Source organism: Vibrio sp. 1167, assembly GCF_033340375.1.
Lineage (GTDB): Bacteria > Pseudomonadota > Gammaproteobacteria > Enterobacterales > Vibrionaceae > Vibrio > Vibrio alginolyticus.
In genome coordinates this window covers 525,091-550,886 of sequence record NZ_JAWOWK010000003.1, presented here as the reverse complement: position 1 = coordinate 550,886, position 25,796 = coordinate 525,091, and the positions used below count along the sequence as shown (strand labels likewise).

The 25,796-nt window shown below is 44.5% G+C and carries 21 protein-coding genes; 4 read left to right on the top strand and 17 right to left on the bottom strand.

What is annotated here, in order from left to right; translation table 11 throughout:
* Nucleotide 1: 1 nt before the first annotated feature.
* The gene (locus R7Z78_RS09180; protein ID WP_017633657.1) at nt 2–1,012 is read right to left on the bottom strand and encodes a DUF2804 domain-containing protein; all 1,011 of its coding nucleotides are present in this window, start codon (nt 1,010–1,012) and stop codon (nt 2–4) included.
* Between the two features lie 305 nt (nt 1,013–1,317).
* On the opposite strand from R7Z78_RS09180, the gene gdhA reads away from it, so the two are divergent.
* Nucleotides 1,318–2,670 carry an NADP-specific glutamate dehydrogenase gene (gdhA, locus tag R7Z78_RS09175; protein WP_017633658.1) on the top strand — a complete coding sequence of 451 codons (1,353 nt, stop codon included), beginning with the start codon at nt 1,318–1,320 and terminating at the stop codon, nt 2,668–2,670.
* A gap of 76 nt (nt 2,671–2,746) precedes the next feature.
* On the opposite strand, the gene R7Z78_RS09170 is transcribed toward gdhA, so the two are convergent.
* The 3 genes from R7Z78_RS09170 to R7Z78_RS09160 form a co-directional block, all read right to left on the bottom strand.
* Entirely contained in the window at nt 2,747–3,214 is a 468-nt protein-coding gene (locus R7Z78_RS09170; RefSeq protein WP_005373176.1) for an OsmC family protein, read from the bottom strand.
* Nucleotides 3,215–3,313: 99 nt separating this feature from the next.
* On the bottom strand, nt 3,314–5,671 hold the full coding sequence (locus R7Z78_RS09165; protein ID WP_005373178.1) for an ATP-binding protein: 2,358 nt from the start codon (nt 5,669–5,671) through the stop codon (nt 3,314–3,316).
* On the bottom strand, nt 5,664–6,632 hold the full coding sequence (locus tag R7Z78_RS09160) for a cytochrome-c peroxidase (protein ID WP_005373180.1): 969 nt from the start codon (nt 6,630–6,632) through the stop codon (nt 5,664–5,666). The genes R7Z78_RS09165 and R7Z78_RS09160 overlap by 8 nt, the downstream gene beginning before the upstream one ends.
* 499 nt (nt 6,633–7,131) lie before the next feature.
* Here R7Z78_RS09160 and R7Z78_RS09155 point away from each other — a divergent pair, with 499 nt between their 5' ends.
* Together R7Z78_RS09155 and R7Z78_RS09150 are read left to right on the top strand one after the other, a co-directional pair.
* Entirely contained in the window at nt 7,132–8,508 is a 1,377-nt protein-coding gene (locus R7Z78_RS09155) for an NfeD family protein (RefSeq protein WP_017633661.1), read from the top strand.
* Nucleotides 8,509–8,518: 10 nt separating this feature from the next.
* On the top strand, nt 8,519–9,301 hold the full coding sequence (locus R7Z78_RS09150; RefSeq protein ID WP_005373196.1) for a slipin family protein: 783 nt from the start codon (nt 8,519–8,521) through the stop codon (nt 9,299–9,301).
* Between the two features lie 41 nt (nt 9,302–9,342).
* Here R7Z78_RS09150 and R7Z78_RS09145 read toward each other — a convergent pair whose 3' ends face one another.
* A complete protein-coding gene (locus tag R7Z78_RS09145) occupies nt 9,343–9,777 on the bottom strand; it encodes a globin (RefSeq protein WP_104976160.1) in 435 nt (144 codons plus the stop codon).
* Between the two features lie 243 nt (nt 9,778–10,020).
* Between R7Z78_RS09145 and R7Z78_RS09140 the strand changes: the two genes are divergently transcribed.
* The gene (locus tag R7Z78_RS09140; protein ID WP_005373200.1) at nt 10,021–10,677 is read left to right on the top strand and encodes a nitroreductase family protein; all 657 of its coding nucleotides are present in this window, start codon (nt 10,021–10,023) and stop codon (nt 10,675–10,677) included.
* A 96-nt stretch (nt 10,678–10,773) separates the two neighbouring features.
* Here R7Z78_RS09140 and choV read toward each other — a convergent pair whose 3' ends face one another.
* The 12 genes from choV to R7Z78_RS09080 all read right to left on the bottom strand — a co-directional run bounded on the left by choV (nt 10,774) and on the right by R7Z78_RS09080 (nt 25,718).
* On the bottom strand, nt 10,774–11,952 hold the full coding sequence (choV, locus tag R7Z78_RS09135) for a choline ABC transporter ATP-binding protein (protein ID WP_104976162.1): 1,179 nt from the start codon (nt 11,950–11,952) through the stop codon (nt 10,774–10,776).
* 2 nt (nt 11,953–11,954) lie between these two features.
* Nucleotides 11,955–12,797 (bottom strand): choline ABC transporter permease subunit, encoded by an 843-nt coding sequence (gene choW / locus R7Z78_RS09130; RefSeq protein WP_005392552.1) that lies wholly within the window; start codon nt 12,795–12,797, stop codon nt 11,955–11,957.
* 76 nt (nt 12,798–12,873) lie between these two features.
* Nucleotides 12,874–13,812, bottom strand: a complete 939-nt coding sequence (locus R7Z78_RS09125) for a choline ABC transporter substrate-binding protein (RefSeq protein WP_005382646.1) — start codon at nt 13,810–13,812, stop codon at nt 12,874–12,876.
* A gap of 36 nt (nt 13,813–13,848) precedes the next feature.
* Complete coding sequence (gene betA, locus R7Z78_RS09120) at nt 13,849–15,564, bottom strand: choline dehydrogenase (RefSeq protein ID WP_104976163.1); 1,716 nt, start codon at nt 15,562–15,564, stop codon at nt 13,849–13,851.
* A gap of 180 nt (nt 15,565–15,744) precedes the next feature.
* Nucleotides 15,745–17,205: a betaine-aldehyde dehydrogenase gene (betB, locus tag R7Z78_RS09115; protein ID WP_104976164.1), complete on the bottom strand. Its 1,461-nt coding sequence runs from the start codon at nt 17,203–17,205 to the stop codon at nt 15,745–15,747.
* Nucleotides 17,206–17,223: 18 nt separating this feature from the next.
* A complete protein-coding gene (gene betI, locus R7Z78_RS09110; protein WP_017820329.1) occupies nt 17,224–17,823 on the bottom strand; it encodes a transcriptional regulator BetI in 600 nt (199 codons plus the stop codon).
* 605 nt (nt 17,824–18,428) lie between these two features.
* Nucleotides 18,429–20,450 carry a tetratricopeptide repeat-containing diguanylate cyclase gene (locus R7Z78_RS09105; RefSeq protein WP_373924804.1) on the bottom strand — a complete coding sequence of 674 codons (2,022 nt, stop codon included), beginning with the start codon at nt 20,448–20,450 and terminating at the stop codon, nt 18,429–18,431.
* A 462-nt stretch (nt 20,451–20,912) separates the two neighbouring features.
* Nucleotides 20,913–21,671 (bottom strand): SDR family oxidoreductase, encoded by a 759-nt coding sequence (locus R7Z78_RS09100; protein ID WP_065275226.1) that lies wholly within the window; start codon nt 21,669–21,671, stop codon nt 20,913–20,915.
* Between the two features lie 9 nt (nt 21,672–21,680).
* Nucleotides 21,681–22,577, bottom strand: coding sequence for a 3-hydroxyisobutyrate dehydrogenase (mmsB, locus tag R7Z78_RS09095; RefSeq protein WP_104976166.1), 897 nt, complete (start codon nt 22,575–22,577; stop codon nt 21,681–21,683).
* A gap of 19 nt (nt 22,578–22,596) precedes the next feature.
* Entirely contained in the window at nt 22,597–23,727 is a 1,131-nt protein-coding gene (locus R7Z78_RS09090) for an enoyl-CoA hydratase/isomerase family protein (RefSeq protein ID WP_104976167.1), read from the bottom strand.
* A gap of 10 nt (nt 23,728–23,737) precedes the next feature.
* Nucleotides 23,738–24,514 (bottom strand): enoyl-CoA hydratase, encoded by a 777-nt coding sequence (locus R7Z78_RS09085; protein WP_017633670.1) that lies wholly within the window; start codon nt 24,512–24,514, stop codon nt 23,738–23,740.
* A 49-nt stretch (nt 24,515–24,563) separates the two neighbouring features.
* Nucleotides 24,564–25,718, bottom strand: a complete 1,155-nt coding sequence (locus R7Z78_RS09080) for an acyl-CoA dehydrogenase family protein (protein WP_104976168.1) — start codon at nt 25,716–25,718, stop codon at nt 24,564–24,566.
* Nucleotides 25,719–25,796: the final 78 nt, after the last annotated feature.

Sequence of the window (25,796 nt, the reverse complement as noted above, 5' to 3'; positions counted from 1 at the left end):
TCTACCATTTTGCATAGTGATCTTCAGTAAGACCCATAACTTCTTCTAACTGATGTTTGATGCCATTTCCATCGATAATATAGCCAGAGAAATAACCGATGTACTGACGAAAGTTACTTTTGAGAAGCCAAAAATTTTTCTTCTCTGAGCGTCGATTCAAAGGCGTGAACTGTAAGTTAACTCGTTTATCTTCAGACGTAATATGCCACTTTTGCCCTTCATCACTTCGTGAAAACTGAAACTGCACAGGTTGCAAAAAGTGACGCTGACCATTAATCCACAATACATTTTCGCAATAGCCAGTTTCATTAACGCCAGCTGCCAAGTTCAACCCCAGACGCCTGTCATCCTCAAAGCAATTGATACTTGCCCAGCGCCAACTTGTTTCTCGTCGCATGTACCCAGCGGAAAAATCGTAACCAGCAGCCACCTCTGATAGATCTTGCTCTTTTCCTAATATGAACAAGTTACCGTCTACTGCTAACGCATTGTGCTTCTGAGTATATGTCCAACCCGCATAACCTGTTGGCGTACACAACATTAATGGCAAACTCATATTTTCTGGACGTAAATAGAGATCCGCATTGACTGACTCTGTCACAAAGTGGACGTGCCAAATACCATCCTTAATAGAAAACTGAACTCTTTTGTTAGCAAGATGGGCAAGACTGCACCAACTGGAAGGCTGAGTTTGATAACCTATATTAAAAGGTTTCAACCATTGTTGCTCAATCAACTTATTCTTTTTAATATCAAACAGGTAGCAAAAGCCGGATGCTAAATACCGTATATCCGCAATCGCTACTCCAATGACGTAATCAGGTGTGACCAAATTGACGAACTGAAACTGCTTATAATCGCGGTAACGGCGCCACTTAGACACTGGCTTATCCATCTCATCGAGGTAAGTAAATTTATCTAGCTGTAACGATGTTGGAATTCCATCAAGGTGGCCAAACGCTGGTAGACCATTCTGCTGAATAAACGAGTTCAGAACCTTAAGCTCATCCATATAGTTGTCTTTTCACAAGTTATCACACACAAAAACTTTAACATGACGTTAACATAAACAATTTGCGTAACTGCACAACAACATCGACTAAAGTGATTTCTGCTTGTTATATGTGAAACTGATCACTCAACCACCCGCTTACTTAGCTCACCCTACCTATCTCAACCAACACTGCCCGGGTTATAAGCTGCACATTCTCATCCGCAGGAAATACCACTACAACCATTGAATCTTGGTCAAAATCACTATTTAATGGAAATACATTCATATAAACTGATTGCTTATTCAGATCAAGGAAGAAATCTATGTCATACATACACGATACTATTGTTGCGTTGCAACACAGTAGCCCTGCGCAAAAAGAATTTTACCAAGCGGTAGAAGAAGTATTAACTTCTCTCGCGCCGGTAATAGAAGGCAATAATAAATATAAGGAACAAGCGATTATCCAGAGGATCGTCGAGCCAGAACGTCAAATCATGTTTCGAGTTCCTTGGGTTGATGATGCTGGAAATGTACAAGTAAACAAAGGTTATCGAGTTGAATTCAACTCTGCTTTGGGGCCGTACAAAGGAGGATTGAGATTCCATCACTCAGTCAATGCGAGCATCATAAAATTTCTCGGCTTTGAGCAAATCTTTAAAAACGCACTGACTGGCCTTCCTATCGGTGGCGGCAAAGGCGGTTCAAACTTCGATCCTAAAGGAAAATCCGACGGCGAGATCATGCGATTTTGCCAATCATTTATGAACGAGTTGTACCGTCATATCGGTCCTGCCACCGATGTTCCCGCAGGCGATATCGGCGTCGGGGCGCGCGAAATTGGCTATATGTTTGGTCAATACAAACGATTGACGGGGCGCTACGAAGGTGTGCTTACAGGCAAGAGTCTTCTTTGGGGTGGATCACTCGCCAGAAAAGAAGCGACAGGATATGGCGCCGTCTATTTTGCAGAATGCATGCTCAACGACCGCAACGATTCATTGAAAGGGAAAACTTGCCTCGTTTCTGGTGCTGGCAACGTGGCTATCTACGCCATTGAAAAACTGTACCATATGGGAGCAACGCCGGTTACATGCAGCGACTCTCGAGGTACGATCTATCATGAGCACGGTATTGATCTTAAGCTCCTAAAACAACTGAAAGAAGTGAAAAGAGCAAGCTTAGAAGAATATTTAGAAACTTACCCTGAAGCAGAATACACACCAGAGGGCGACTATCCTAATGAAGGACATGCTGTTTGGCGATATCAGGCTGATGCTGCCTTCCCTTGTGCGACTCAAAATGAATTAACGTCAGACGACGCACTGGCTCTTATCGAAAACGGATGTATTTTGATTAGTGAAGGGGCGAACATGCCAACCACCCGTGATGCTGCCAATATTATCGTGGACTCGGACATAGCTTATGGGCCTGCCAAAGCAGCCAATGCAGGCGGCGTTGCAACCAGTCAACTTGAAATGGCGCAAAACGCCAGCATGCAAAACTGGACGTTTGAACAAGTGGATAGTCAGTTGCAAACCATCATGAAAAATATTTTCATCAATGCAAACGAAACCAGTAAAGAGTTTGGCCAACCTGGAAATTTAGTTTTAGGCGCCAACATTGCAGGCTTTAGAAAAGTCGCTGATGCAATGATTGAGCAAGGTGTCGTCTAGATGAACGAGCCAGCAGGATGACTGCTGGCTTAATATAACTCCGCAATAGGCCGCGCTTTTTGATAAAGAGCTCCACTTAATTCGCAATAAGCGTTGTCACTTCTGTTTTAACGGAGTTGGCGATAAAGCAATTCTCATGGGCCATGTGGTGCAGTTTTTCTAATTGAGATGGTGTCGGTTGTTTTTCACCTGAAAATGTTATCTTAGGGTTTAACGTTACCTTTGATACCCACTCTTTTCCGTTTTCGCCTTTTTCAAGCTCCCCTACCGCTTCATCTAAGTAACTGTCCACAACGTAACGCCGCTTTGCTGCAATAGACAAGAAAACGAGCATATGACAACTAGAAAGTGCCGCGACAAACGCTTCTTCTGGATCAACATTTTCTTCTACGGATAGTGGTAATGGTACTACGTGGGGAGATGGAGATGCTGGGACTTGCAACCCTCCATCAAATTGCCAAATGTGTGCCCTACTATACTTATTATCACTAAACTCTTCGCCAGCTTTACGATGCCATTTGATTAAAGCGGAATGCTTACTCATTCTAACTCCCTGATTTTCCGACGACGAATCAACACTATCCGTCCTTGCCACAGTAAACCACAACAAAATGAGTTAAGGAAAGCATCGCACTCACAGGGACTATAAAATCTGTTGAGGATCGGCATTGTTCTTCTGGATATCATCCAAAAGTCTATGAGACTGATGGATGTTGACCTGTAACCGATTGATCAGCATCTGCAACTGCTCAATCTCGGGACTTTGGTTGGCTTTAAGTTGAGTTTCCAGGGCCTCCGTTTGGCTCGCCAAAATAGGTAAACTTAGGTTCAGTGCCATCCCTTTCGTTTTGTGCAACGTCAGCTCTAATGAAGCAAAGTCTTCAGCCATAAAGTATTCAATAAGTTCATCAACAGAAGTCTCAAAATCGACAATAATGCTTTTTAGCAACTCGTCGAGCGCTTCTGGCTCATCTCGTAAAGAAGTAAACATGCCTGAACGGGAGAGTTCTTCCTCTGTTAACCTTAAGTTCTCGATTGGCTTACGTTGCAATTGAAGCACATTGCTGTCACTCGTTAGTGGCGGATTCTGTTTCGGTTCGAGTCTGGCGGCAAACTGTTTGAGAGCGTCTGAAAAGCTCTCATGCTGTAGCGGTTTCGTAAGCACATGGTCTGCTCCTGCTTCGATAAAGCTATCGTGAGCTTCACGAAATACGTCTGCCGTGTACGCAAAGAGTAATGTCTTGATACCTAACTCTTGTCGGATAACGCGTGTCGCCTCAACGCCATTCATCTCGGGCATATGGTTGTCCATCAAGATCAGGTCGTACTCGTTCTCTTTCGCCTTTTTAACCGCGATTAATCCATTTTCTGCAACATCCACTTCATGCCCAAGCTTTTCGCAAAACCCTTTTGCCACAATGGCATTCACACGGTTATCATCAGCAAGTAGTATCTTGAAATGGTGTGATTTTGCGCGAGGTTTCGGTGCTTCTTGCTGCTTTTTCGGAGCAGATTCTACCCAAGGAATTGGCAACTCAACGATAAATTGACTTCCAACGCCTTCTATACTCTTCAGAGTAATATGGCCACCCATCAAATCGGTTAGTTTTTTGACGATGGCTAACCCAAGCCCTGTTCCGCCGAACCTTCGAGTCGTTGATGAGTCTGCTTGCTCAAACGAGTTAAAAATATGCTCGTGCTTGTCTGGCGCAATACCAATACCGGTGTCGCTCACGCGCATGACCAACAACTGATTCGATTCATCTAACTCAGTTCTAACCAGCACATGCCCTTCATTGGTAAACTTCACCGCGTTACCGGCGAGATTAAACAAGATCTGTCGTAAACGCGCACAATCTCCAGTAAATTCAGTATATTCAGAAACCTCGTTTTCCAAGATTAACTCGATATTTTTTTCATCAACAAGTGGTTTTATTGCGCTACACACCGGAGAAAGCACTTGATCGAGCTTAAACTTAGCTTGCTCAAATTCCAGTTTGTTTTCTTCAACTTTAGAAAAATCCAAAATATCGTTGAGGATAGTCATCAGATGCTGGCCAGAATCAAGAATAACCCTAATATGCTCTTTCGTCGTCGGCTCTTTGGTCTCTTCTGCAATCATTTGAGAAAGCCCTAGTACACCATTCATCGGCGTCCTTAGTTCGTGACTCATTGCAGCGAGAAAATTTGATTTCGCTTTTGCCGCTCGCTCGGCTTTGTTTCTCGCCTCTTCAATTTCAAGATTCAACTGTTTTAAGTTATGCATTCGGTGATGTGACTGATAAACAAACGCGCTAACTAGAAACATCACCGCGATAAATACAAACAACCACGTAAAACGCGCCTCACTTTGAGCAATATTGAGTAACCGATGCTCTGAGCTTTCGACAAACTCAATATAAGTGTGATCAAGCAGTTCATTCGTCAGCAATTCAATTCTTTTATCACTCGTTTGAAGCCGTTTAAGGAAGTTCGCTTCTTTTTCACTCTCAACTTCAGTTTGTGTTAGAAGCAACTGGTTGAGAAATTCAAAATAACGACTGCCACCCAATGATTGACCGCTCTCGGTAGAAACCTCTTGCTGATATAAATTGAACAACATGAGTAATGCATACCGATTTTCTACCTGAACACCAATTAACATATCAAGCTTCAACGTTGTTTGAAGCACTCGCTCCTTAAACTGTTCAAGCGTATCCCTAACTTTTATACGATTGGGTGTCACGGGAAACCAAACTGATGCCTTTGATGATTCCAACAGTGCCTGTGCTGCGATTTCTATCTCTACTAAAGATGTTGTTAACTCATAGTTTTTCCTATCTTCAACGGCATATCGGTTCACGATAACATCACGCTCTTCAATCAACTCATGTCCGATATTCATTAGCCCTGCATGAAATTCTTGAGCGTTTTTTGAATTCATATACGACATATACGCCAGTGTGCAGCACGTCAGTATCCCAATAAAAAAGCAAAAGTTGATCAGTTTGAATTTATTCATTTTCCAACACCTCTAAAATTATGGGTCTAGGTGCTGTCAACGACTGCAAGAATGCTTCAATGTCCGCGACATTCTCATCGTTCATCGTTATACCGAGCTGGGTTTTAGCCATGATTTGTATCGCGTCGGATAACTTATCGACTTGCCCATTATGAAAATAAGGACTCGTTAGCGCGACATTGCGTAAACTGGCTACTCTAAAATAGAATCGCTCTTCATCTTCTATCGTAACGAGTTGCCGGCCCGAGTCCTCTACTACTGGCTTATCCTTGAAATAGGCGAACCTTTGGATCATCGCTCCGCCGATATTTTTGCCCTGATGACACTGCACACAACCTGAAGTCTGAAATGTTTTCCAACCTCTGATTTGCTGTTCACTCAGTACATGCGTGTAACCCAATAAGTAAGCATCGAATGGTGCGCCAGGCGTCTGCAGCCCTTCAACAAACTCCACAATAGCGGACTTGATATTATGAACGTTAATCGGCAATTCATCGTCACGACTAAATAGCGCTTGATAATGTTCACTCTCTTTTACATATTGCTCTATTGTTTGCCAGTTTGAGTCCATTTCCATTGGATTATGGATTGGACCATCAATCTGAGCCATCAAGGTGTTTTCCGTTCCATCCCATAAAAAACGATAATTTAACGCCGCATTAAACACTGTTATAGAATTTCTAATTCCATCACCTTTCACCCCCGTAGAGACTGGTGTATTTTCAGCGCCATTGGTTTGCAGATTGTGGCATGTCGCGCAGCTGACATTACCATTTGACGATAATTGAGGATCGCGGAAGAGATGCCAGCCAATTCTCGCTAGCTTAATATCCACATTAGGATCACCCTGTATGGGCTGAACTAGGGAGATATCACCTAACATCTTCGCGTTTCTTGCGGTTGTTGTTTGGCTCAAAATGAGTGTTACAACAGCTAGTGCGATTGCGCTGAATTGCCTCATCAACTACATACCTTAAACTTGTCATTGATATGAATTTAGTTGCATTTTGGCGTTTTTTCCACCGACAGGAAGTTGAAAAAAACGAGTTAAGTATTGCTTTGTTTAAGGCTTTGGTTGAAGAGGGAGTAATAAGGCGAATAGGAAGAAATCGATCGCCTTATGAGTAGCTAACGTATTGAAATCTGAGTTTAGTGTAGAAAAGCCAAAAACCGTTGAAACCAAGTCACCTCTCCATACGAGATCAGATCGAAAATAGTAAAGAATACGGCACAGATAACGGCCAACTTAATCAAACGCTGAACAATAAACATAAACATCACAATTACCAATAATTTGCTTTAGTTTACTATCTCACACAGCGTTTATATATAAAAAAGTAGTCTCCTAATTAGCCTCGGCAACTTATTCATTAGAACCTATACTCAAGCATCTCTAAGTTATTTGGATATACTTGAATTAGGATTTCAAAAAGTCCCTGTGACCACACAAGGAGGACTGCATGAAACGACTATGGATATGGTTCTTACCTTTACTCTTGATGGCCAGTCAAGCACTGGCGAATACCGTTTGGATTGTTCCTGTCAAAGGCGCTATAGGGCCTGCTACTAGCGACTATTTATCTCGTGAAATAGACGAAGCTCAACTAAACGGTGTCAGTTTAGTGATCTTAGAGATGGACACACCAGGCGGCTTAGACAGTGCAATGAGAGATATTATTCACGCGATTACCACCTCCTCCACTCCAATTGCGACTTGGGTTGGCCCGTCAGGATCTAGAGCGGCTAGCGCAGGGACATACATTTTACTCGCCAGCCACGTTGCCGCAATGGCTGAAGCCACCAACCTTGGCGCGGCAACGCCCGTCGCGTTAGGTGGTGCCCCTCAGCCCCCTTCATCGGATGATGGCAAAGATCAAAACGCGGAAGAAACGTCAGAAGGAACCAACGAAGGTTCAGAGAAAGTTCCCGCGAAAACCGCAATGGAGAAAAAGGTGATTAATGATGCTAGAGCCTATATTAAAGGCTTAGCAAAGCTTCATGGCCGAAATGCAGAGTGGGCAGAGAAAGCAGTGAGCGAAGCAGCGAGTTTGGACGCCACAGAGGCATTGGAATTAAACGTTATTGATTATATAGCCAACTCACCAGAGGATTTAGTCAAAGCCATTGATGGACAAACTGTTAAAGTTAACAATCGTGATGTGACATTGTCACTGGAAAATCCCGTATGGATTGAAAGAACACCCGATTGGCGAGCAGAAATGCTAGCCGTTATCACCAATCCAAACGTTGCCTACATTCTAATGCTCATCGGCATCTACGGTTTACTTCTTGAATTTTACAACCCAGGAATTGGCTTACCCGGTGTGCTAGGTGGGATTTGTCTGCTTCTTGCCATGTACGCACTACAAATGATGCCCGTCAACTACGCAGGTCTTGGTCTGCTGTTACTCGGTATTGCACTAATGATAGCGGAAGCATTCAGCCCGAGCTTTGGTATTTTGGGCTTAGGCGGCGTTGTCGCCTTTGTACTCGGTTCGATATTTCTCATGGACAGTGAGTTACCAGGATTCCAGATCGCCCTTCCTTTGATTTTTGGTATTGCCATATTTTCCGTGGCTCTAATCGTGCTGACCGTCGGCCTGCTGCTCAAAATTCGTCGCCGGCGTGTAACGACGGGTTTAGAGACTTACCCTGGGAAGGTCGCCGTGGTAAGCGATGACTTTATCGATGGCGAAGGACGCGTTCAACTCAACGGTGCGTTATGGCGAGCTAAAGCCAAAGACCATCAACAATTCAAACAAGGTGATCACGTCACCATTGTTAATGTTAAAGGGCTGACCTTAACTGTGATGCCTGATGACCGCCAAAATAAATAGGAGGCGCTTTATGATGCTCTATACCGTTGCGGTGATCGTGGTGCTGCTGTTCGCACTAGCGACCCAAATGTTCAAGGTTTTGAGAGAATACGAACGTGGGGTTGTGTTCTTTCTTGGTCGATTTCAAGAAGTCAAAGGACCTGGTTTGATCATCCTTATCCCATTTATTCAGCAAATGGTGAGGGTTGATTTACGTACTGTCGTTTTGGATGTGCCGACACAAGATTTAATTACCAAAGATAACGTTTCTGTTCGCGTCAACGCGGTCGTTTATTTTCGCGTAGTCGATCCTCAAATGGCGATTAACAATATTGAAAGCTACAGCGATGCCACCAGTCAGTTAGCACAAACCACGCTGCGCTCGGTATTGGGTCAGCATGAACTCGATGAATTGCTATCAGAGCGAGAACGCCTCAATAAGGATTTACAATCCATTCTCGATCAACAGACTGATGACTGGGGAATCAAGATTGCTACGGTTGAAGTCAAACATGTTGATTTAAATGACAGCATGGTCAGAGCCCTAGCCCGTCAGGCAGAAGCAGAACGTAACCGTAGGGCGAAGATCATTCACGCTACTGGTGAGTTAGAGGCTTCAAATAAATTAAAAGAAGCAGCGCAAATGCTCAACGAAGCACCGAATGCACTGCAATTACGTTACATGCAGACACTCACTGAAATCACTACAGACAAAACATCCACTATTATTTTTCCAATGCCGATCAATCTTGTCGAAGCTGTCAGTGATATCGCCGAAGCGGTGAAAAAGAATAAAGAGACACAAGATAAGTAAGATTCTGCCCCTAGGAAGTAACGACCACTCACGTTACTTCCTTATTTGGTACTCGCTTTAAGGATGTGCCCATCTTCTTTATCACATTCTTGTTTCATTACTTCTAAGCCCGTTTTAAAGCATGTTCGCCAAGCGGTTTCAACATCGGCATCGTACCCAGAATCACACTGCCGAACCGTTTCTAACAAACTCTCAAGCCAAACATCAAAATCCTGCGGCTCTATACCAATTTCGGCACTTGCATGCTTTTTCCCATACTTTTCCACCATTTTGTGCGCTTCGGTCGAGGTATCTGCCATCATAAAAAATACGATAGACCCTCTAAGCATTCTCACTTGTTGGTGCATGTCTATACCGTCAAACTTCTGTCTAAAGTTGGCACTTTTCGACCATAAATTTTTGTAGAACAAGTCGAAAAACTCCTGTTCTGAAGTACAACGTTCATAGCTATCATTAAAAACTTCAATCACGTTCATGTTGCTTTCCCCTACGCCTAAATATGAGTTTAATTTAATATCAGATAAAAGCTTCCAAATAAGGACTTTTAAGTTTCAAACCGATCAACCCACATCGATTTTCAACAAAAAGTAAAAAGTGATTTAAATAAACACCCTCTTATCAATGAAAAAATATCCATTATCATGAACCCATATTCGAGGTACGCATGGTTGTCGATGCTAGTGCATCCTCATCTGTCATCACATAAAGAGGATATAAACGTGTCCCATCAAATCATTACCGATCTAAATAGCCGTTACACTGCAAAAAAATATGATGAAACCAAGCGCGTTTCTCAAGAAGACATGGCGATAATCAAAGAAGCACTGCGTTTGTCGGCGTCTTCTATCAATTCACAACCATGGAAATTCATCGTTATTGAAAGTGATGAAGCGAAGCAACGTTTCCACAATACGTTTGCAAATATGCATCAGTTTAACCAACCACACGCGAAAGCCGCATCACATACGATTCTGTTTGCTTACGATCCTAAATTTACTAAAGAGAAATTTGCGAAGCGTGTGGATGCAGAAGTAACATCTGGCCACTTGCCAGCGGAGATGTACAACAACTTTATGGGTGCTTACGCTTTTGCCGATGCAAATACGGACGAAAATGGCTTCAACGGAAACTGGACAAAAGCACAAGTCTATTTGGCACTAGGCAACCTACTACACACATTGGCACGACTTGGCATTGATTCAACACCGATGGAAGGTGTCGATCCGGCTCTGATTGGAGAAGAGTTTAAAGAAGAGCTCGAGGGCCATATTTGTGAAGTTGCGCTAGCGATTGGCTACCATAAAGATGGGGAAGATTATAATCATGGTCTTCCAAAAGCGCGCCTTGCAATGGATGAGGTAATTACGACTCTATAGTCGACCATTGTCTTAGCTTAGCGACTTAAATCATTGTTTAAACTAAAAAGAGCCGCACATTAATGCGGCTCTTTTTTACTTGGTTCTGCGTCAACTTTACGCAACTTGCTCTGACTTAAAATTACCAAGCAATGCATCGTAAAGCTCATTGTCGCTTAACACACCAACCAGCTTATTATCTTCAACCATAAGCAGAGGCTGATTGCTACGCTGTTTAAGTTCAATCGCTTCTCGCATACTGATTTCTGGGCTAACCTGAACCAGAGAATTTTCATTAACTTCGTCAAGGTTCGAAGAGTCGCTCTTCCATTGAATCAACGATTTACCTTTATCCGCTAAACTTAACCCCTTGCTCTCTTGTATCACCCAAATATCTTTATCAGGGCAAATCAGAACACGCGTATCTTCGCGAACCAAATCGTCACGCATTAAGGAACGTCCCTTCAGTACATTTAATGGATTAGTGTGAGCAACAAAGTCCGCCACATAATCGTTTTCTGGAGCAAGAATGATCTGTTCTGGCTTGCCATGTTGAATCAGCTTTCCTGATTCCATAATGGCGATGTTGTTGCCGATTTTAAGCGCCTCATCCAAGTCGTGACTTACAAAAAGAATGGTTTTGTTTAGCTTTTCTTGAAGCAGAATCAATTCATCTTGAAGCTGAGCACGAATCAATGGATCAAGTGCTGAAAACGGTTCATCCATTAACAAGATATCTGTGTCCATCGCAAACGCTCGCGCTAGGCCAACACGCTGCTGCATACCACCAGAAAGCTCGTGCGGGAATTTGGTTTCCCACTCAGATAAACCGACCATTTCGAGCTGTTCACGCGCCTTTTTACGACGCTCTGCTTTACCAATGCCTTGCATCTCTAGACCAAACGCTACATTGTCTAACACCGTTAACCAAGGCATCAATGCAAACTTCTGAAACACCATGGACACGCGGTGCGTACGAAGGTGGCGCAGTTTCTGTTCGTCACAGTTAGAGAGCTCAACCATATCGTCGCCATCTTTAATTTTCAGAGAGCCACGAGAAATTTCGTTCAATCCGTTAACCGTTCGCAGCAAACTTGATTTACCCGAGCCTGAAAGCCCCATCAAGACACAGATCTCACCCTGTTTCACGTTCAGCGAAACATTATCAACCCCAACCACTTGGCCAGTTTCATCAATGATTTCTTGTCGAGACTTCCCTTGATCTAGTAGTGCTAGCGCCTGTGCTTGTTGCTGACCAAAAACGACATCAAGATTTTTAATAGTAATAGCGTCCATGATTATGCCTCCTTCTGGTTTGGTGCTTTACACAAGCGATCAAGAATGATGGCAACGAGTACAATCGCTAAACCAGCTTCAAAACCTTGCGAGATGTTTACCGTATTCAGTGCGCGTACGACTGGTTTACCAAGTCCATCAGCACCAACAAGCGCCGCAATGACTACCATAGACAGAGACAACATAATGCACTGCGTAACGCCAGCCATAATACTTGGCAATGCCGCAGGTAACTCCACCTTAAACAGTAGCTTCATGCGGCTGGCACCAAATGCTTTACCCGCTTCAAGTAGCTCCTCCGGCACTTTAATAATGCCGAGGTACGTCAATCGAATTGGCGCAGCGATAGCGAAAATGATGGTCGAGATTAGACCAGGGACAATACCTAAGCCAAACAGAACCAAGGTTGGAATTAGGTAAACGAATGTCGGTACGGTCTGCATCAAATCGAGTATTGGCCGCAACAAGGTGTATAACCAAGGACGGTGCGCCGCCATAATGCCCAACGGCACGCCAATTAATACGGAAATCGTTGTCGCTGCAAACACAAGGACAAAGGTTTCCAGCATTTCTTGCCAGTAACCAAGGTTGAGAATTGCGAGTAAGGCCAACACGATAAATACGACAAGAGGAATGCTGCGATGTAAGAACCAAGCAATTGCCGCCGTCATAATGATTGGCGCTGCAGGTGGCATCCATTTAAAAATGTCCACCACGAAAAGAATGATCGTTTCAAGTGTAATAGAGATTGCATCGAAAAAACCCGATGCATTGATGGTTAACCAATCGACGCCAGTTTCCATCCATTGGCCCAACGGTAGTTTGTTGTCCGTAATAAAATTCAAAATAAAACCTTTGTGTTAATGAAGCGGGCAAAACTCTGCCCACTTTCTTTAAAAAAACGAGCTCAAATACTGCTTATTAAGCGTTTGTTTTTAAGTAGTTTGTAATAGCTGTTAGCGCATCTTGGCCATCTACCGTTTTCACGCCCTCTAGCCACGCTTCAATTTGCTCTTGGTTTGCATTCAACCATGCTTGCGCTGCTTTTGATGGCTTCTGTTTCTGGTTAAGAATCGCTTCCATCAGTTCATTTTCCATTTCTAGGTTAAACTCTAGATTTTTCACTAGCTGACCTACATTTGGACACTCAGCGAGGTAATTTTTACGTACGTTTGTGTAGACGTTCGCGCCGCCGTAGTTAGGACCGAAGAAGTCATCACCACCCGCTAGATATTCCATTTCAACGTTACTATTCATTGGGTGCGGCGCCCAACCTAGGTACACAATCCATTGATTGCGGCGTGCGGCACGTGATACTTGAGACACCATGCCAGCTTCACTGGACTCAACTAGGCTGAAATCTTTTAGGCCGAATGCGTTACTATCAATCATTGACTGAATTAAGCGGTTGCCATCGTTTCCAGGTTCAATGCCGTAAATGCGGTCTTTAAATTTGTCGGCATGTTTTACTAGGTCAGCGAAGTTGGTTACGCCTGCGTCATAAACGTATTTTGGAACCGCTAGCGTGTACTTTGCGCCAACGAGATTCGCGCGTACGGTTTCAACAGTACCTGCATCACGGTATTTCGCGATATCACCTTCCATCGTTGGCATCCAGTTACCTAAGAAAATGTCGATATCGCCATTAGCCATAGAGGAGTAAGTTACAGGCACAGACAGAAGATCGGTCTTCGTTTTGTACCCCAACCCTTTAAGTAACTCTGATGTAACGGCAGTGGTCGCTGTGATGTCAGTCCAACCTACATCTGCGAAACGAACCGTTTCACATTGGTTGGCGTAAGCGCCTGTTGCTAAAGTACTTAGTGCAATTGTTGAGAAGATTTTTGTCATCTTAGACATGTTGAATTCCTTGTAATGATTACTGACTTTTTCATTTTATGAGATCGAATCGAGATCTCTTTTTGGCGGATGCATTCGTTGCATCTCTTGCCAGTCCGGTGCAATCCAAACTGGTACGTTGTTCGACGTTTCTAGGGCGTTATCCAAAATCATATCCGCGGCGCGTTCTGCCACCATAATCGTTGGCGCATTTAAATTACCGTTCGGAATGGTTGGGAAAATAGAAGAGTCCACCACACGCAAGCCTTGAATACCGCGTACTTGGCATCGCTCATTTAAGACGGCTAATGGGTCATTATCTGCGCCCATTTTGCAGGTACAAGATGGATGGTAAGCACTCTCGACGTTTTGCTTCACCCATTCATCAATCTGTTCATCCGTTGTGATGTTCAGACCGGGTTGGATCTCATCCCCACGAAACTCATCCATGGCTGGCTGATTGAGGATCTCGCGAGTAAGGCGAATACAATCACGCCAATCCTGCTTATCTTGTTCAGTGGAAATGTAGTTAAACTCAATCTTCGGCTTATCATTCGGATTCGCAGAGACAACTTCGACCGACCCGCGACTTTCTGGCTTGTTAGGTCCAACGTGCACTTGGAAACCATGACCATCAAAAGCAGCTTGCCCGTCATAACGCATTGCCGCTGGCAAGAAGTGATATTGAATATTTGGCCACTTTAGCCCTTTTCGAGAGCGGATAAACGCACACGATTCAAAGTGGTTAGTAGCACCAAGGCCTTTGCGAGTTAATATCCACTCAGTGCCAATCAAGCCCTTGCTCACCAAACCTAATTTGCTGTTGAGCGTGATAGGTTGTTTACAGTGATATTGGAAGTACACTTCTAAGTGATCTTGCAGGTTTTTACCTACTCCCTCCAACGAGTGTTTCACCTCAATGCCCGCTTTTTCTAATACTGCCTTAGGGCCAATGCCTGAAAGCTGCAACAGCTGAACGGAGCCAACCGAACCCGCACTCGAAATCACTTCATTATTCGCAAAACATTGCTGAATTGAACCTGACTTTTCAAATTCAACGCCTACCGCTTTCTTGCCTTCTGAATCAGTTTCTTCTAATAAAACTCGATGAACAGTCACCCTCTTCATTAGGGTGAAGTTTTTGCGTTTTTTAGCACGGCTTAAGTATGCATTAGAGGTTGAAGCGCGTACGCCTTTGTCGACGGTCATATGCATTGGGCCAAAGCCCTCTTGTTGATAACCGTTGTAATCTTTTGTTTCTGGGTAACCCGCTTCTTTGCCTGCATCAATAAAAGCTTGGTACAGCGGGTTGAGCTTCATATCGTTGCCGTTACATGTGCCGACTGGACCGTGATCGCCCCGATATTCATCAGCACCACCAATCCAAGACTCTGCTTTACGGAAATAAGGCAAACACGACTGATAGTTCCAGCCTTTCGCGCCTTCCTCTTCCCACTGGTCAAAGTCACAAGCGTGTCCGCGAACGTAAACCATGCCGTTGATAGATGAGCTACCGCCCAGAACTTTTCCGCGAGGACAATGAAGTTGGCGACCATCCAACCCTTGCTCTTCAACCGTCTCAAACTGCCACGCGTATTTTTCAGTGTTCATCGGGTAAGAAAGCGCTGTTGGCATTTGGATAAAAATACTTTTATCCGACCCACCCGCTTCGAGTAATAGGACCGAATTTTGACCACTTTCACTTAAGCGATCCGCTAACACACAGCCGGCCGAACCCGCACCGACGATGATGTAATCGTAGTGTTGTTGCATTTTTATTCTCCTAGGAGTTAATACTAATCACCCTAGATAAGTGAACGAAATTAGCGTAGGAAAAATGCTTGAGAACAAGGCGGAAATTTTGATAAGTAGTTAACCTACAATCAAAATTGACAACGTAGTTATCGAGCATTTTAACAAGCTAAAGTGGTCAGTTATCTACTATGAGTAGTATCATTTGTAAGGGCTTTCGAAGTCGCTTAGCTGAACCAGAACACTCTTCGTTTGTGTGTAATGTTTAAGGGTTTCGACTCCGTTTTCACGGCCAACACCTGATTGCTTGTAGCCGCCAACTGGCATTTCCGCAGGTGAGTCACCCCATGTGTTCACCCAACAAATACCCGCTTGAATTTGATGGATCACACGGTGCGCACGAGATAGGTTTTGAGTAAATACACCTGCCGCTAAGCCATAATCGGTGCCATTTGCACGCGCAATCACTTCCGACTCATCGCGGAATTTCAGAACTGACATTACCGGGCCAAAGATTTCTTGTTGAACGTGGCTCATGTCATCATCGCAATCGACAAATACGGTTGGAGCAACAAAGTTACCATTGGCTAGGCCATTGTCTGTTACTTTGTAGCCGCCAGTCAGTAACGTCGCGCCACTCGCTTTCGCGACTTCAATCGCTCCTAGAACTTTCGATTCATGATCTTTAGAGATTAGCGCGCCAATTTGCGTGTTCTCATCAAGCGGATCGCCGACGACTAACAGCTCGGTTCGGGCTTTAAGCTGTGCGATAAAGTCGTCATAAATACCTTCATGGACAAATACACGTGTACCGTGCGTACAAACCTCACCTTGGGTGTAGAAGTTCGCCACCATGGCCGCAGAAACGGCATCGTTTAACTTCGCATCATCAAAAATAATCAGTGGAGACTTACCACCAAGCTCCATCGTTACTTGTTTTAGTGTCTTAGCGCTGTCACTCATGACGACTTTACCGGTGCCTGACTCACCCGTGAATGACACTTTTGCGATATCAGGATGCGCCGTTAGCATCTGTCCTACTCGGTAATCCCCTTGCACGACATTAAATACGCCATCTGGCATGCCCGCTTCTGAATAAATTTCGGCGAGCTTAAGCGCCGTTAATGGTGTTTCTTCTGATGGCTTGAAGATCATTGCGTTGCCCGCAGCCAGTGCTGGCGCCGATTTCCACATCGCAATTTGAATTGGATAATTCCAAGCGCCAATACCCGCGCAAATGCCCAATGGCTCACGACGTGTATAGAAAAACTGATCGTCGCTGAGTGGCTGCTGTTCACCTTGTAGACTTGGAGCAAGGCCAGCGTAGTACTCAAGAACATCGGCACCTGTTGTTATATCAACTGCGATAGCTTCTTGAATGGGCTTACCAGTATCTGCCACTTCCAATGCAGCCAGCTCGTCATTACGCTCACGTAAAATGGCAACGGCTTTGTGTAAAATACGGCTGCGCTCAATCGCAGTCATCGCCGACCATGCAGCAAAACCTTTCTTTGCCGATTCAATCGCTGCTTGAAGATCGTCTTGGTTCGCTTGTTTAATGTTGGCCAATGGCTCACCATTCGCCGGATTGTAAGTGGTGAAGTGTTCATCTGAACACCCGTCGTACATCGCACCATTGATATAGTGTGCTTTCATTTCCATTTTGAAGACCTGTAACTTTTATATTTTTTCAGAATAAAACGTAAGTTGTTTTTCGAGATAATCGTTGATGATGATTCTCGCTCTTTCTGCATCAATGCCTTGCGGGTTGAGCGTTCCGCGCAACCAAATTCCATCAATAAGTGATGCAATACCATGAGCAACCAATTCAGCCTGCTCTGCATTTAATAATGCTTTGAGTTCTTTTCTTAGGTGGGACAATAGACGTCGTTCGTTGACACGCTGTAAACGCTTGAGCTGCTCGTCATGCATTGAGTACGACCAAAACGCCAGCCAAGTCTTAGCAACTTGGTTTTCTGCCTGATAGCCGACAAAGTTACCATCAATGATGGCGTTAATTCTTTGGTGATGAGCATCACTTGGCAGCTCACGTAACTTCTGTGTGATAGTGGACGAAAGCTGACGCAAGATTTCGCGCATCGTTTCCTCCAGCAATCCGTGCTTACCACCGAAATAGTGGTTGATAATCCCCGTTGATACACCGGCTTCTTTGCTGATTAACGAAATACTCGCCGCGTGTAAACCGACTCTATCAATCACTGACATTGTCGCTTTCACAAGCTGCGGTTTTCTGATTTCAGGCATCCCCACCTTTGGCATTTTGCGTCCCTGTTATTTTTAATTGAACGGTTAGTTAAATATAAAATGCCTGAAAATTAATTCGAACTCAAATTATTTTTAAAGGAAAATGTTAGTAAAAAAGGATGAAAAGTTGAGGGTGTACGAAAAATTGCTCAGCAAGAACTTGTCGGGATAACTAGATTTTAGTTTAAGAAAAAACAAATAATAAAAACAAAATCAAGCATTTAACTCTTGTTCCATTTTTAAAACGATGATGAACGAGTTGATTTTTGAACAACAAAAATCTGTGCCACAAAAAATTTATATCGACCACTAATCATTTCACCTGTACGCGGTTTATTTGTACAAAGAATAGACACACTAGTTTGTTATAGTTTTGTAGACACAAGTGGCATTCGCACTTTGAAGGTGAAGGAGGCAAAAAGAGAGGTTATGTTGAACGCCATGAATATGCGATTCGATATCCTTAAGCCATTTTTAAGTAATATCGCCAAGTGACTTTAAGATGTTAGATTCAGCGTTTTATATTCGAAGCAAGGATCTCAAAGTCACTTGGCTATCAAAGTAAATGGGAGGGATAAGTTCAGATTCATCGTGCGATGAGCCTGAACTTTTGATTTCTGTTACGCTAGCGAGCGACCTTTCACGCAGTTGCGTCCGTTCGCTTTTGCTTGATAAAGCAATTTATCGGCCTGATCGCAAAGTGATTTAAAACTCATCTCATTATCTTCAGTGGTAACGACTCCAAAACTACAGGTCACTCTCACTTCTTCTTTCTGTTCCGTAACAAAGCCATGTAGGGATAAAGCGCTACGTAAACGTTCTGCAGTAATAAGGGCGTTTTTATGGTCTGTATTGGGCATAACAACAACAAACTCTTCACCACCAAAGCGAGCAACAATGTCGTTCTCACGCACAGTTTCCTCCAACACTTTGGCAACGCCCGTTAGTACGGTATCTCCAAACACATGCCCATAGGTATCATTTACCTGCTTGAAATAATCCACATCGATTAACGCTAAAGTTACTGGCCCCGATTGTGGTTTATTTGGCACCATTTTCTGTTTATCGAGTTTGCTATCTACCCATTTATTTAAAGCTAGATAACCGTACTTAACTTGCTCGACTTGCTCAAAAACAAAGTGTTGTATTTTTTCTTGCTTAGATTGATGTACCGGTTTCTCTTTTCGCTCACGCCTCACTTCTACTGGCTTAGTGAACCAGTCCTCTAAAAAACGGCGATTGAACAACCCTGTCAATGTGTCTGTCTTTGCGAGGCGACGCATTCTCAAACGCGAGCGATTGACGACGAGAAATACTACCGCCATCAAAAATAGAACACCGATGAGCGCAAGTAGCGCTTCACCCAATAAGTAAAAAGTACGACGGTTATTTTCTAGCTCCATACGCTGCAAAACATTGTTCCAGTTGAGATCTTCGTTCTCATATTCAAGTCGTTCCAACTCAAATAACGTCTGCTGGCGCTCAAGATTTTCAACTTCTCTTTGATTGCTAAATTGGATAAATTTATCGTGATAGTTACCGTAAGTTTCGAATGCTAGTTTAAAGTCATTGCTTCCCGCATAGGCCATAGCGGCGACTTTTAGTAGCTCCATTTGCTGTTGCTTGACGTATCGACTCTCTATAATCTCCGGCAGCATTGGCGCGATCATCGCTAAAAGTATTTCAAATTGCTGCTGCTCTAACATATATTCGGCTTGTAACAACTTAAATGTTGCCAAATACGCGCTAGACGTTTCTCTGTACTGTAAATTCTCTGCCAGCTTCAAGTGGTTAACCATCTTCTTTTCTTGATTCGTCTCGCGATATAAAGCTGCAAGTTCAAGGTTAACTCGAAATCTAAAGCGTCCATCACCGATAATTTGAGCCAGCTTTAACGCTCGCTGATATGACGCTATCGCCTCTTCGTATTGGAACTGTGCTTTATGAAGTTTCGCTATCGTCAAAACGCTCAACAACTCATTGAACGACATACGCCTATCCCTAAAATAGCGATATGCTTGTTCCAAAAGCGCCTCAGATCGGTCGTAACCCTGAATTTTGACAAGTACGTCACCTAGCTCTAGTGCTGCACGTTCTACCAGCCCGTGAACACCTGAAGATTCAGCCGCATCCATGGACGACATAAGTGCAGCATAGGATTTTTTAAACTCACCTTGCTCATCGTAATAGCGTCCTTTTAGCAACAGGATTTCTGATTCAAGTTGCTTATCACCATTCTCACGCGATGTTTCCAACAAGCTATCCAACGCAGAAAGCGCGGTATCGATATCGCTCTTTCCAACCATAGTTCGCATCTGAATCAACTTAAACAGGAGATACTCATGGCTCTGTGGACGCACAAGCTCCAATCCTTTTTGAACGACACTCTGACTCTCTTCTACGCGCCCTAGCAGCTCTAAAACCGTGGCCTTGGCAAGCCAGTAACGCACCAACAGCGCTGTTGGTTGGTTTTGTAGTAAAGACTCTTCTTCTAACGCTTCAATCAAAGCTAAAGAACTCTGAGGTAATGCGTAAATTTGATTTTCGATGCCTTCTAACGACTGTAAAAACTTACCTTCCTGTTCCACCTTTTCTGTGGAGGCCTGAACAGAAAAACACAGACACCCCAATAATAGCGGCATAGTCCTAAGCGAATGAAATAGTGACATTATTGCTCTTCCCTAATGGGTAGTTACTTCAGTGTAATTGAGAATTCTGATTATTTATTATTAAGACAACTGAAGGTTATTCAGTCAGCCTCATATTCCCATGTATTTTGCGCTGAATAATAAATCACCATCTTTAGATGCCGAAATAGTTTTCGGTTACAATATGACCAATAAGAATGTTTTTTACACACCAAGAATGACGATCTCGTTAGTGAGACAAAAGATCGTCTTAGTTGTGAGTTGATACATTTACATGACAAGCAATATAGAACTAACCATTCACATTAGAAATAGAATCAATTTTTATACCGTTCGATGAGATAGCAGTCGACGATGCATCCAATACATTTTTCAGATAGAAGCAATAAAAGAAAGGAGAAAATGGAAGGAAGCGAACAATCAAACTCGCTCCCCTTTTTTATGTTGCAGAAGGGGTTACATTCGCATTCCGCCATCAACTTCGAACACTCGTCCGGTCACGAATTCGTTGGTTAACACGTATTTTATGGTCGATGAAATTTCATCCGCCAAACCTAAACGTCCAACCGGAATCATTCCGATTAAACGTTCCATCGCTTCAGGTTTTATTTGGTCTGTCATGGCAGTTTTGATGACACCCGGAGCAATCGCCACTGAGCGAATTCCGAAACGCCCTAACTCTTTCGCCCACACCGTTGCCATGGTGGCTACCGCCGCTTTAGATGCTGAATAGTTGGTTTGACCAATATTCCCGGCACGCGCAACGCTGGATATGTTGATCAGAACCCCTTTGCTATCGGTGTTCAGCATTACCTTGCTCGCTTCACGGCCACACAGGAAAGTGCCTGTTACATTCACATCTAGAACAGACTGAAATTGTTCCAGCGACATCGTGTTAACCTGACCATCTTTGACTTTAATGAACATACCATCACGCATAATACCTGCGTTATTGATAACGCCATTGAGCTGCTTGAAATCTGCCTCAATTTGCTCAAAAGCAGTGCATACCTGCTGTTCGTCAGTCACGTTCGTCACATAAAAACGAGCGGTAACGCCGAGAGATTCACATTCCGCTTTCGTTTCAGCCAGTTGCTCTGAATTGAGGTCGATAAGCGCAAGATGAACGCCATTTTCCGCCAGTGACAGTGCCATTTGTTTACCCAGCCCCTGCCCTGCCCCCGTGATCGCAATAACCTTATTTGCTAGATCCATACGCACTCCTTAGGCCTGATTTTGCTTTTGGTAGAACTCAAACAAGCTTGAGAAATCTTTTTGCCCGTTGTCCTGACCGTTGTGAAAATTAAACAGGTTACGAGCCAAGCTGCCCATTGGCGTCGATGTTTGACTGGCAACTGCCGCTTCCATCGCAAGACCCAGATCTTTAGCCATTAACTGGCTCATAAAGCCGCCTTGATAACCATTGCTTGCAGGCGTATTTTCCATCACACCTGGACAAGGGTTATAAAGCTCTAGCGCCCAGTTACGCCCTGAACTTTGCAACATGATGTCGGAAAGCACTTTGGGATCGAGTCCGTTTTCCATCCCTAAATTGAGTGCTTCACAGGTGCCGCTCATCAAAATGCCCAACATCAAGTTATTGCAGATCTTCGCGACCTGACCAGCTCCAACATCGCCCGCATGGAAGATGTTTTTACCCATGTGGCTAAGCACCGCTTTGGCTTGAACAAAGTTCTCTTGTGAGCCGCCAACAATGAAAGTTAACGTACCTGCTGCTGCGCCCGCAACGCCACCAGATACTGGTGCATCAACAAAACTGATACCAAGTTGCGATGCTTTTTCGCCAACCAAACGAGCAGTCGCAGGATCGATGGTGGATGAATCAATCAGCAAGGTGCCTGATTCGACGCTATCTAATATGCCATCTTGACCAAGATAAACGCTTTGAACGTGTTGGCTCGCTGGCAGCATAGTGACAACCACCTCCACACCTTGTACTGCCTGCTGAACGGAACCGGCACTTGAAGCGCCCAATGCGGTCAACTCCTCAACTGCGCTTGGGTTCAAATCAAATACTTCGACATTCAAGCCCGCTTTGAGTAGATTCTTAGCCATAGGCGCACCCATGTTACCAAGGCCAATAAATGCAATTTTGTCCATATCGTATTTCTTCCTTGTACTAAAGTGCCGCTATAGCTACCGACGATGCGGTCAGTGGGTATTCTGCTGAGTCAATTGGCGAGAAGAAGCGCTCCAAAACTTGTGGCGTTACGTCAGAAACCGTGCGATGTTGCCAAGTCGGTTGATTGGTTTTATCAATAATCAGCGCACGAACCCCTTCTCTAAAATCACCTTCTAAGCCACAACGTAGTGTTAGGTTAAATTCCATATCAAAACACGCTTTCAAAGAGAGGTTTTGATACTGCGTTAACTGCTGATAAGTGATACTGAGCGACAACGGACTGCCATAGTTCAGTGCTTTTTGCGCATTGACGAACCACTTGTTATCAACGTTAGCACGGCTGATTGCATCAACAATTGACGCTAAGTCACCCGAACATAATTGCTCAATCAATTCCGCATAGGGCATCAACATCCCTTCGGTTGGCTCGTCCACGTGTACCGAACGCAGCGTAGTGGCGATTTTTTCGTTGATGTTCGCTTCACCTTTCCAACTTACCGATGCAAGCAGATCCAGCAGCACTTGCTTGTTTTCTGGCTGTGCAATCCATTGGCTTAACCCCAACTCTTTCATATCTGTTGCGTTAATTTGACAAGCAGTCAAACTTAAGAACAGTGCCAAATGTTTTGGCAACTGGTTTAGGAAGTACGTCGCACCTACATCTGGGTAAAGGCCAATTTTAATCTCTGGCATTGCAAAGCGTGTGGTCGTTTCTGCAACGCGATGGCTGGCACCCATAAATAAGCCCACACCGCCGCCCATCAAATAACCATGTCCCCACGCGATGATCGGTTTTGGATAAGTATGAATAAGATGGTCACAGCGATATTCGAGGTCAAAGAAGGTTTCCATCGCTGAAAACGCAGAATCAAAATCTTGCTCTTTGTTTTCAAGTGCGCGATAGATCGCTTGAATATCTCCGCCAGCACAAAACGCTTTTTCACCTTGAGCATGCAAGAATACCGCGACGACGCTGTCGTCCGTTTGCCATTCATTAAGCTGTTTGTACAACTTCTCAATCATCACGTAACTCAACGCGTTGAGAGCTGCTGGGTTATCAAGCTCTAGCACACCAATAATAGAGCCATCAGCGCACTCAAGTTTTGAAACATTTACTGTACCTGTCATTTGGCCTCCGCTAGCTGTTTGTCCATTGTGGCTTGCGCTTTTGCAAAAACGCATTCACACCCTCAGTCTGATCTTGTGTATTGAACAGCTGTAAAAACAGTTCACGCTCCAAAACCAACCCAGCTGCATGAGTTTGGCTGCGTCGACCTTGAATTAGCGTTTTGCACGCAGACACAGATTTCGGTGATTGACCTGCAACACGCTGTGCTAGCTCCATAGCCGCTTCGAGTGCTTGACCTTTCGCCACCACCTCTTCGACTAACCCAATTTTTTCCGCTCGCTCGGCCGTCACACGCTCGCCACACAGGATCATACGCTTCGCCCAACCTTCACCTACCAACGCGGTCAGGTTTTGCGTCCCACCCGCACACGGCAACAAACCTACCGATGCTTCAGGAAGTGCCATTTGTACTTGTTCTTCTGCGATACGAATGTCACACGCCATCGCCACTTCCAGACCGCCGCCCATCGCATAGCCATTAATCGCTGCGATAGAAACCCCATCGAATGCAGACAGCGCTTCAAACGCTTCACCAAATGCGAACGCCATGTTTGCTGCTTGTGATTTATCACCCGATGCAAAGTTATTAAGATCTGCTCCAGCAGAAAAGAATTTCTCGCCTTCGCCTGTTAAAACCAACGCATAAATAGAGCGATCATTACTGAGTTCAATCGCCAACTCTTTTAGCTGATTCAAAGATTCAAGCGTCCAAGTGTTTGCTGGCGGGTTACTAATCGTGAGCTTGGCGATATGCGCTTCACGCTCTAATTTGATTTGTGCCGTCATAATCTTTCAGTCCTTTGTTATTTCTTTAGGTATGGCTGTGTCTCGCTGACTAAAGCAGCTCTACGCCTTCCGTGAGTAAACGTCTTGAAATGATCAGACGCATGATTTCGTTGGTACCTTCAAGAATTTGGTGAACACGAACGTCTCGGAAATGGCGCTCGACTGGATATTCTTTGATGTAGCCATACCCACCGTGAATTTGCAGCGCCTGATCGCAGACTTTAAAGCCCACATCAGTAGCAAAGCGTTTTGCCATGGCACAGTACGCACTTTTTTCTGCGTGCTGAGCATCGAGTTTAGCGGCAGCGAGTCGCACCATTTGACGCGCAGCGACCAGCTCAGTCGCCATATCAGCAAGCTTGAACTGCAACGCTTGAAATTGCGCCAGTGAACGGCCGAACTGTTTGCGTTCGTTCATATATTGCTTGGCTTCGTTCAGTGCTTGTTGCGCAGTACCGACGGAACAAGTAGCGATATTGATTCGACCGCCATCAAGGCCAAGCATGGCGAACTTAAAGCCCTCTCCCTCTTCACCCAACAGATAGTCAGCCGGAATGCGGACATTTTCGAAGGTAATCATGCGAGTTGGCTGGCAGTTCCAACCCATTTTGGCTTCTTTTTTACCGTAGCTAATGCCTTCGCAATCAGCAGGAACAACGAATGCAGAAACGCCACCCGCTCCTCCACCACACGAACGCGCCATCACGACCAATACATCTGTATCACCCGCACCCGAGATAAACACTTTTGCGCCATTGAGGACAAACTCATCGCCATCACGCACTGCGCTAGTCGTTAGAGAAGCGGCGTCAGAGCCGGCATTAGGTTCGGTTAAACAGTAGGAAGCGAGCTTTTCACCAGAAATTAGATCCACGCTAAATTGCTGCGCCACTTCGGCTTTGGCAAAGCTGGTGATCATCCACGTCGCCATGTTGTGAATGGTCATAAACGCAGTAGTCGCGGTACAACCCATAGCCAACTGCTCGAAAATGATCGCCGCATCCAAACGAGATAACCCCAAGCCACCATGCTCTGGAGGCGTATAGATGCTCAGAAAACCAAGCTCACCTGCTTGACGCAGTACATCTTTAGGGAAGTGATGGTTTTCATCCCACTCGGCCGCATGAGGCGCTAACATTTGGTCTGCAAACTGCTTTGCTACTTCGGCAAACGCGAGTTGATCTTCGTTTAATTCAAAATCCATCTTGAAGTCCTAAGGTCTAATTCGTTGCATTTGTATCCGAGCCAAGCCCTCTAAAAGGATGAAGGGCTTGGCTAGAGG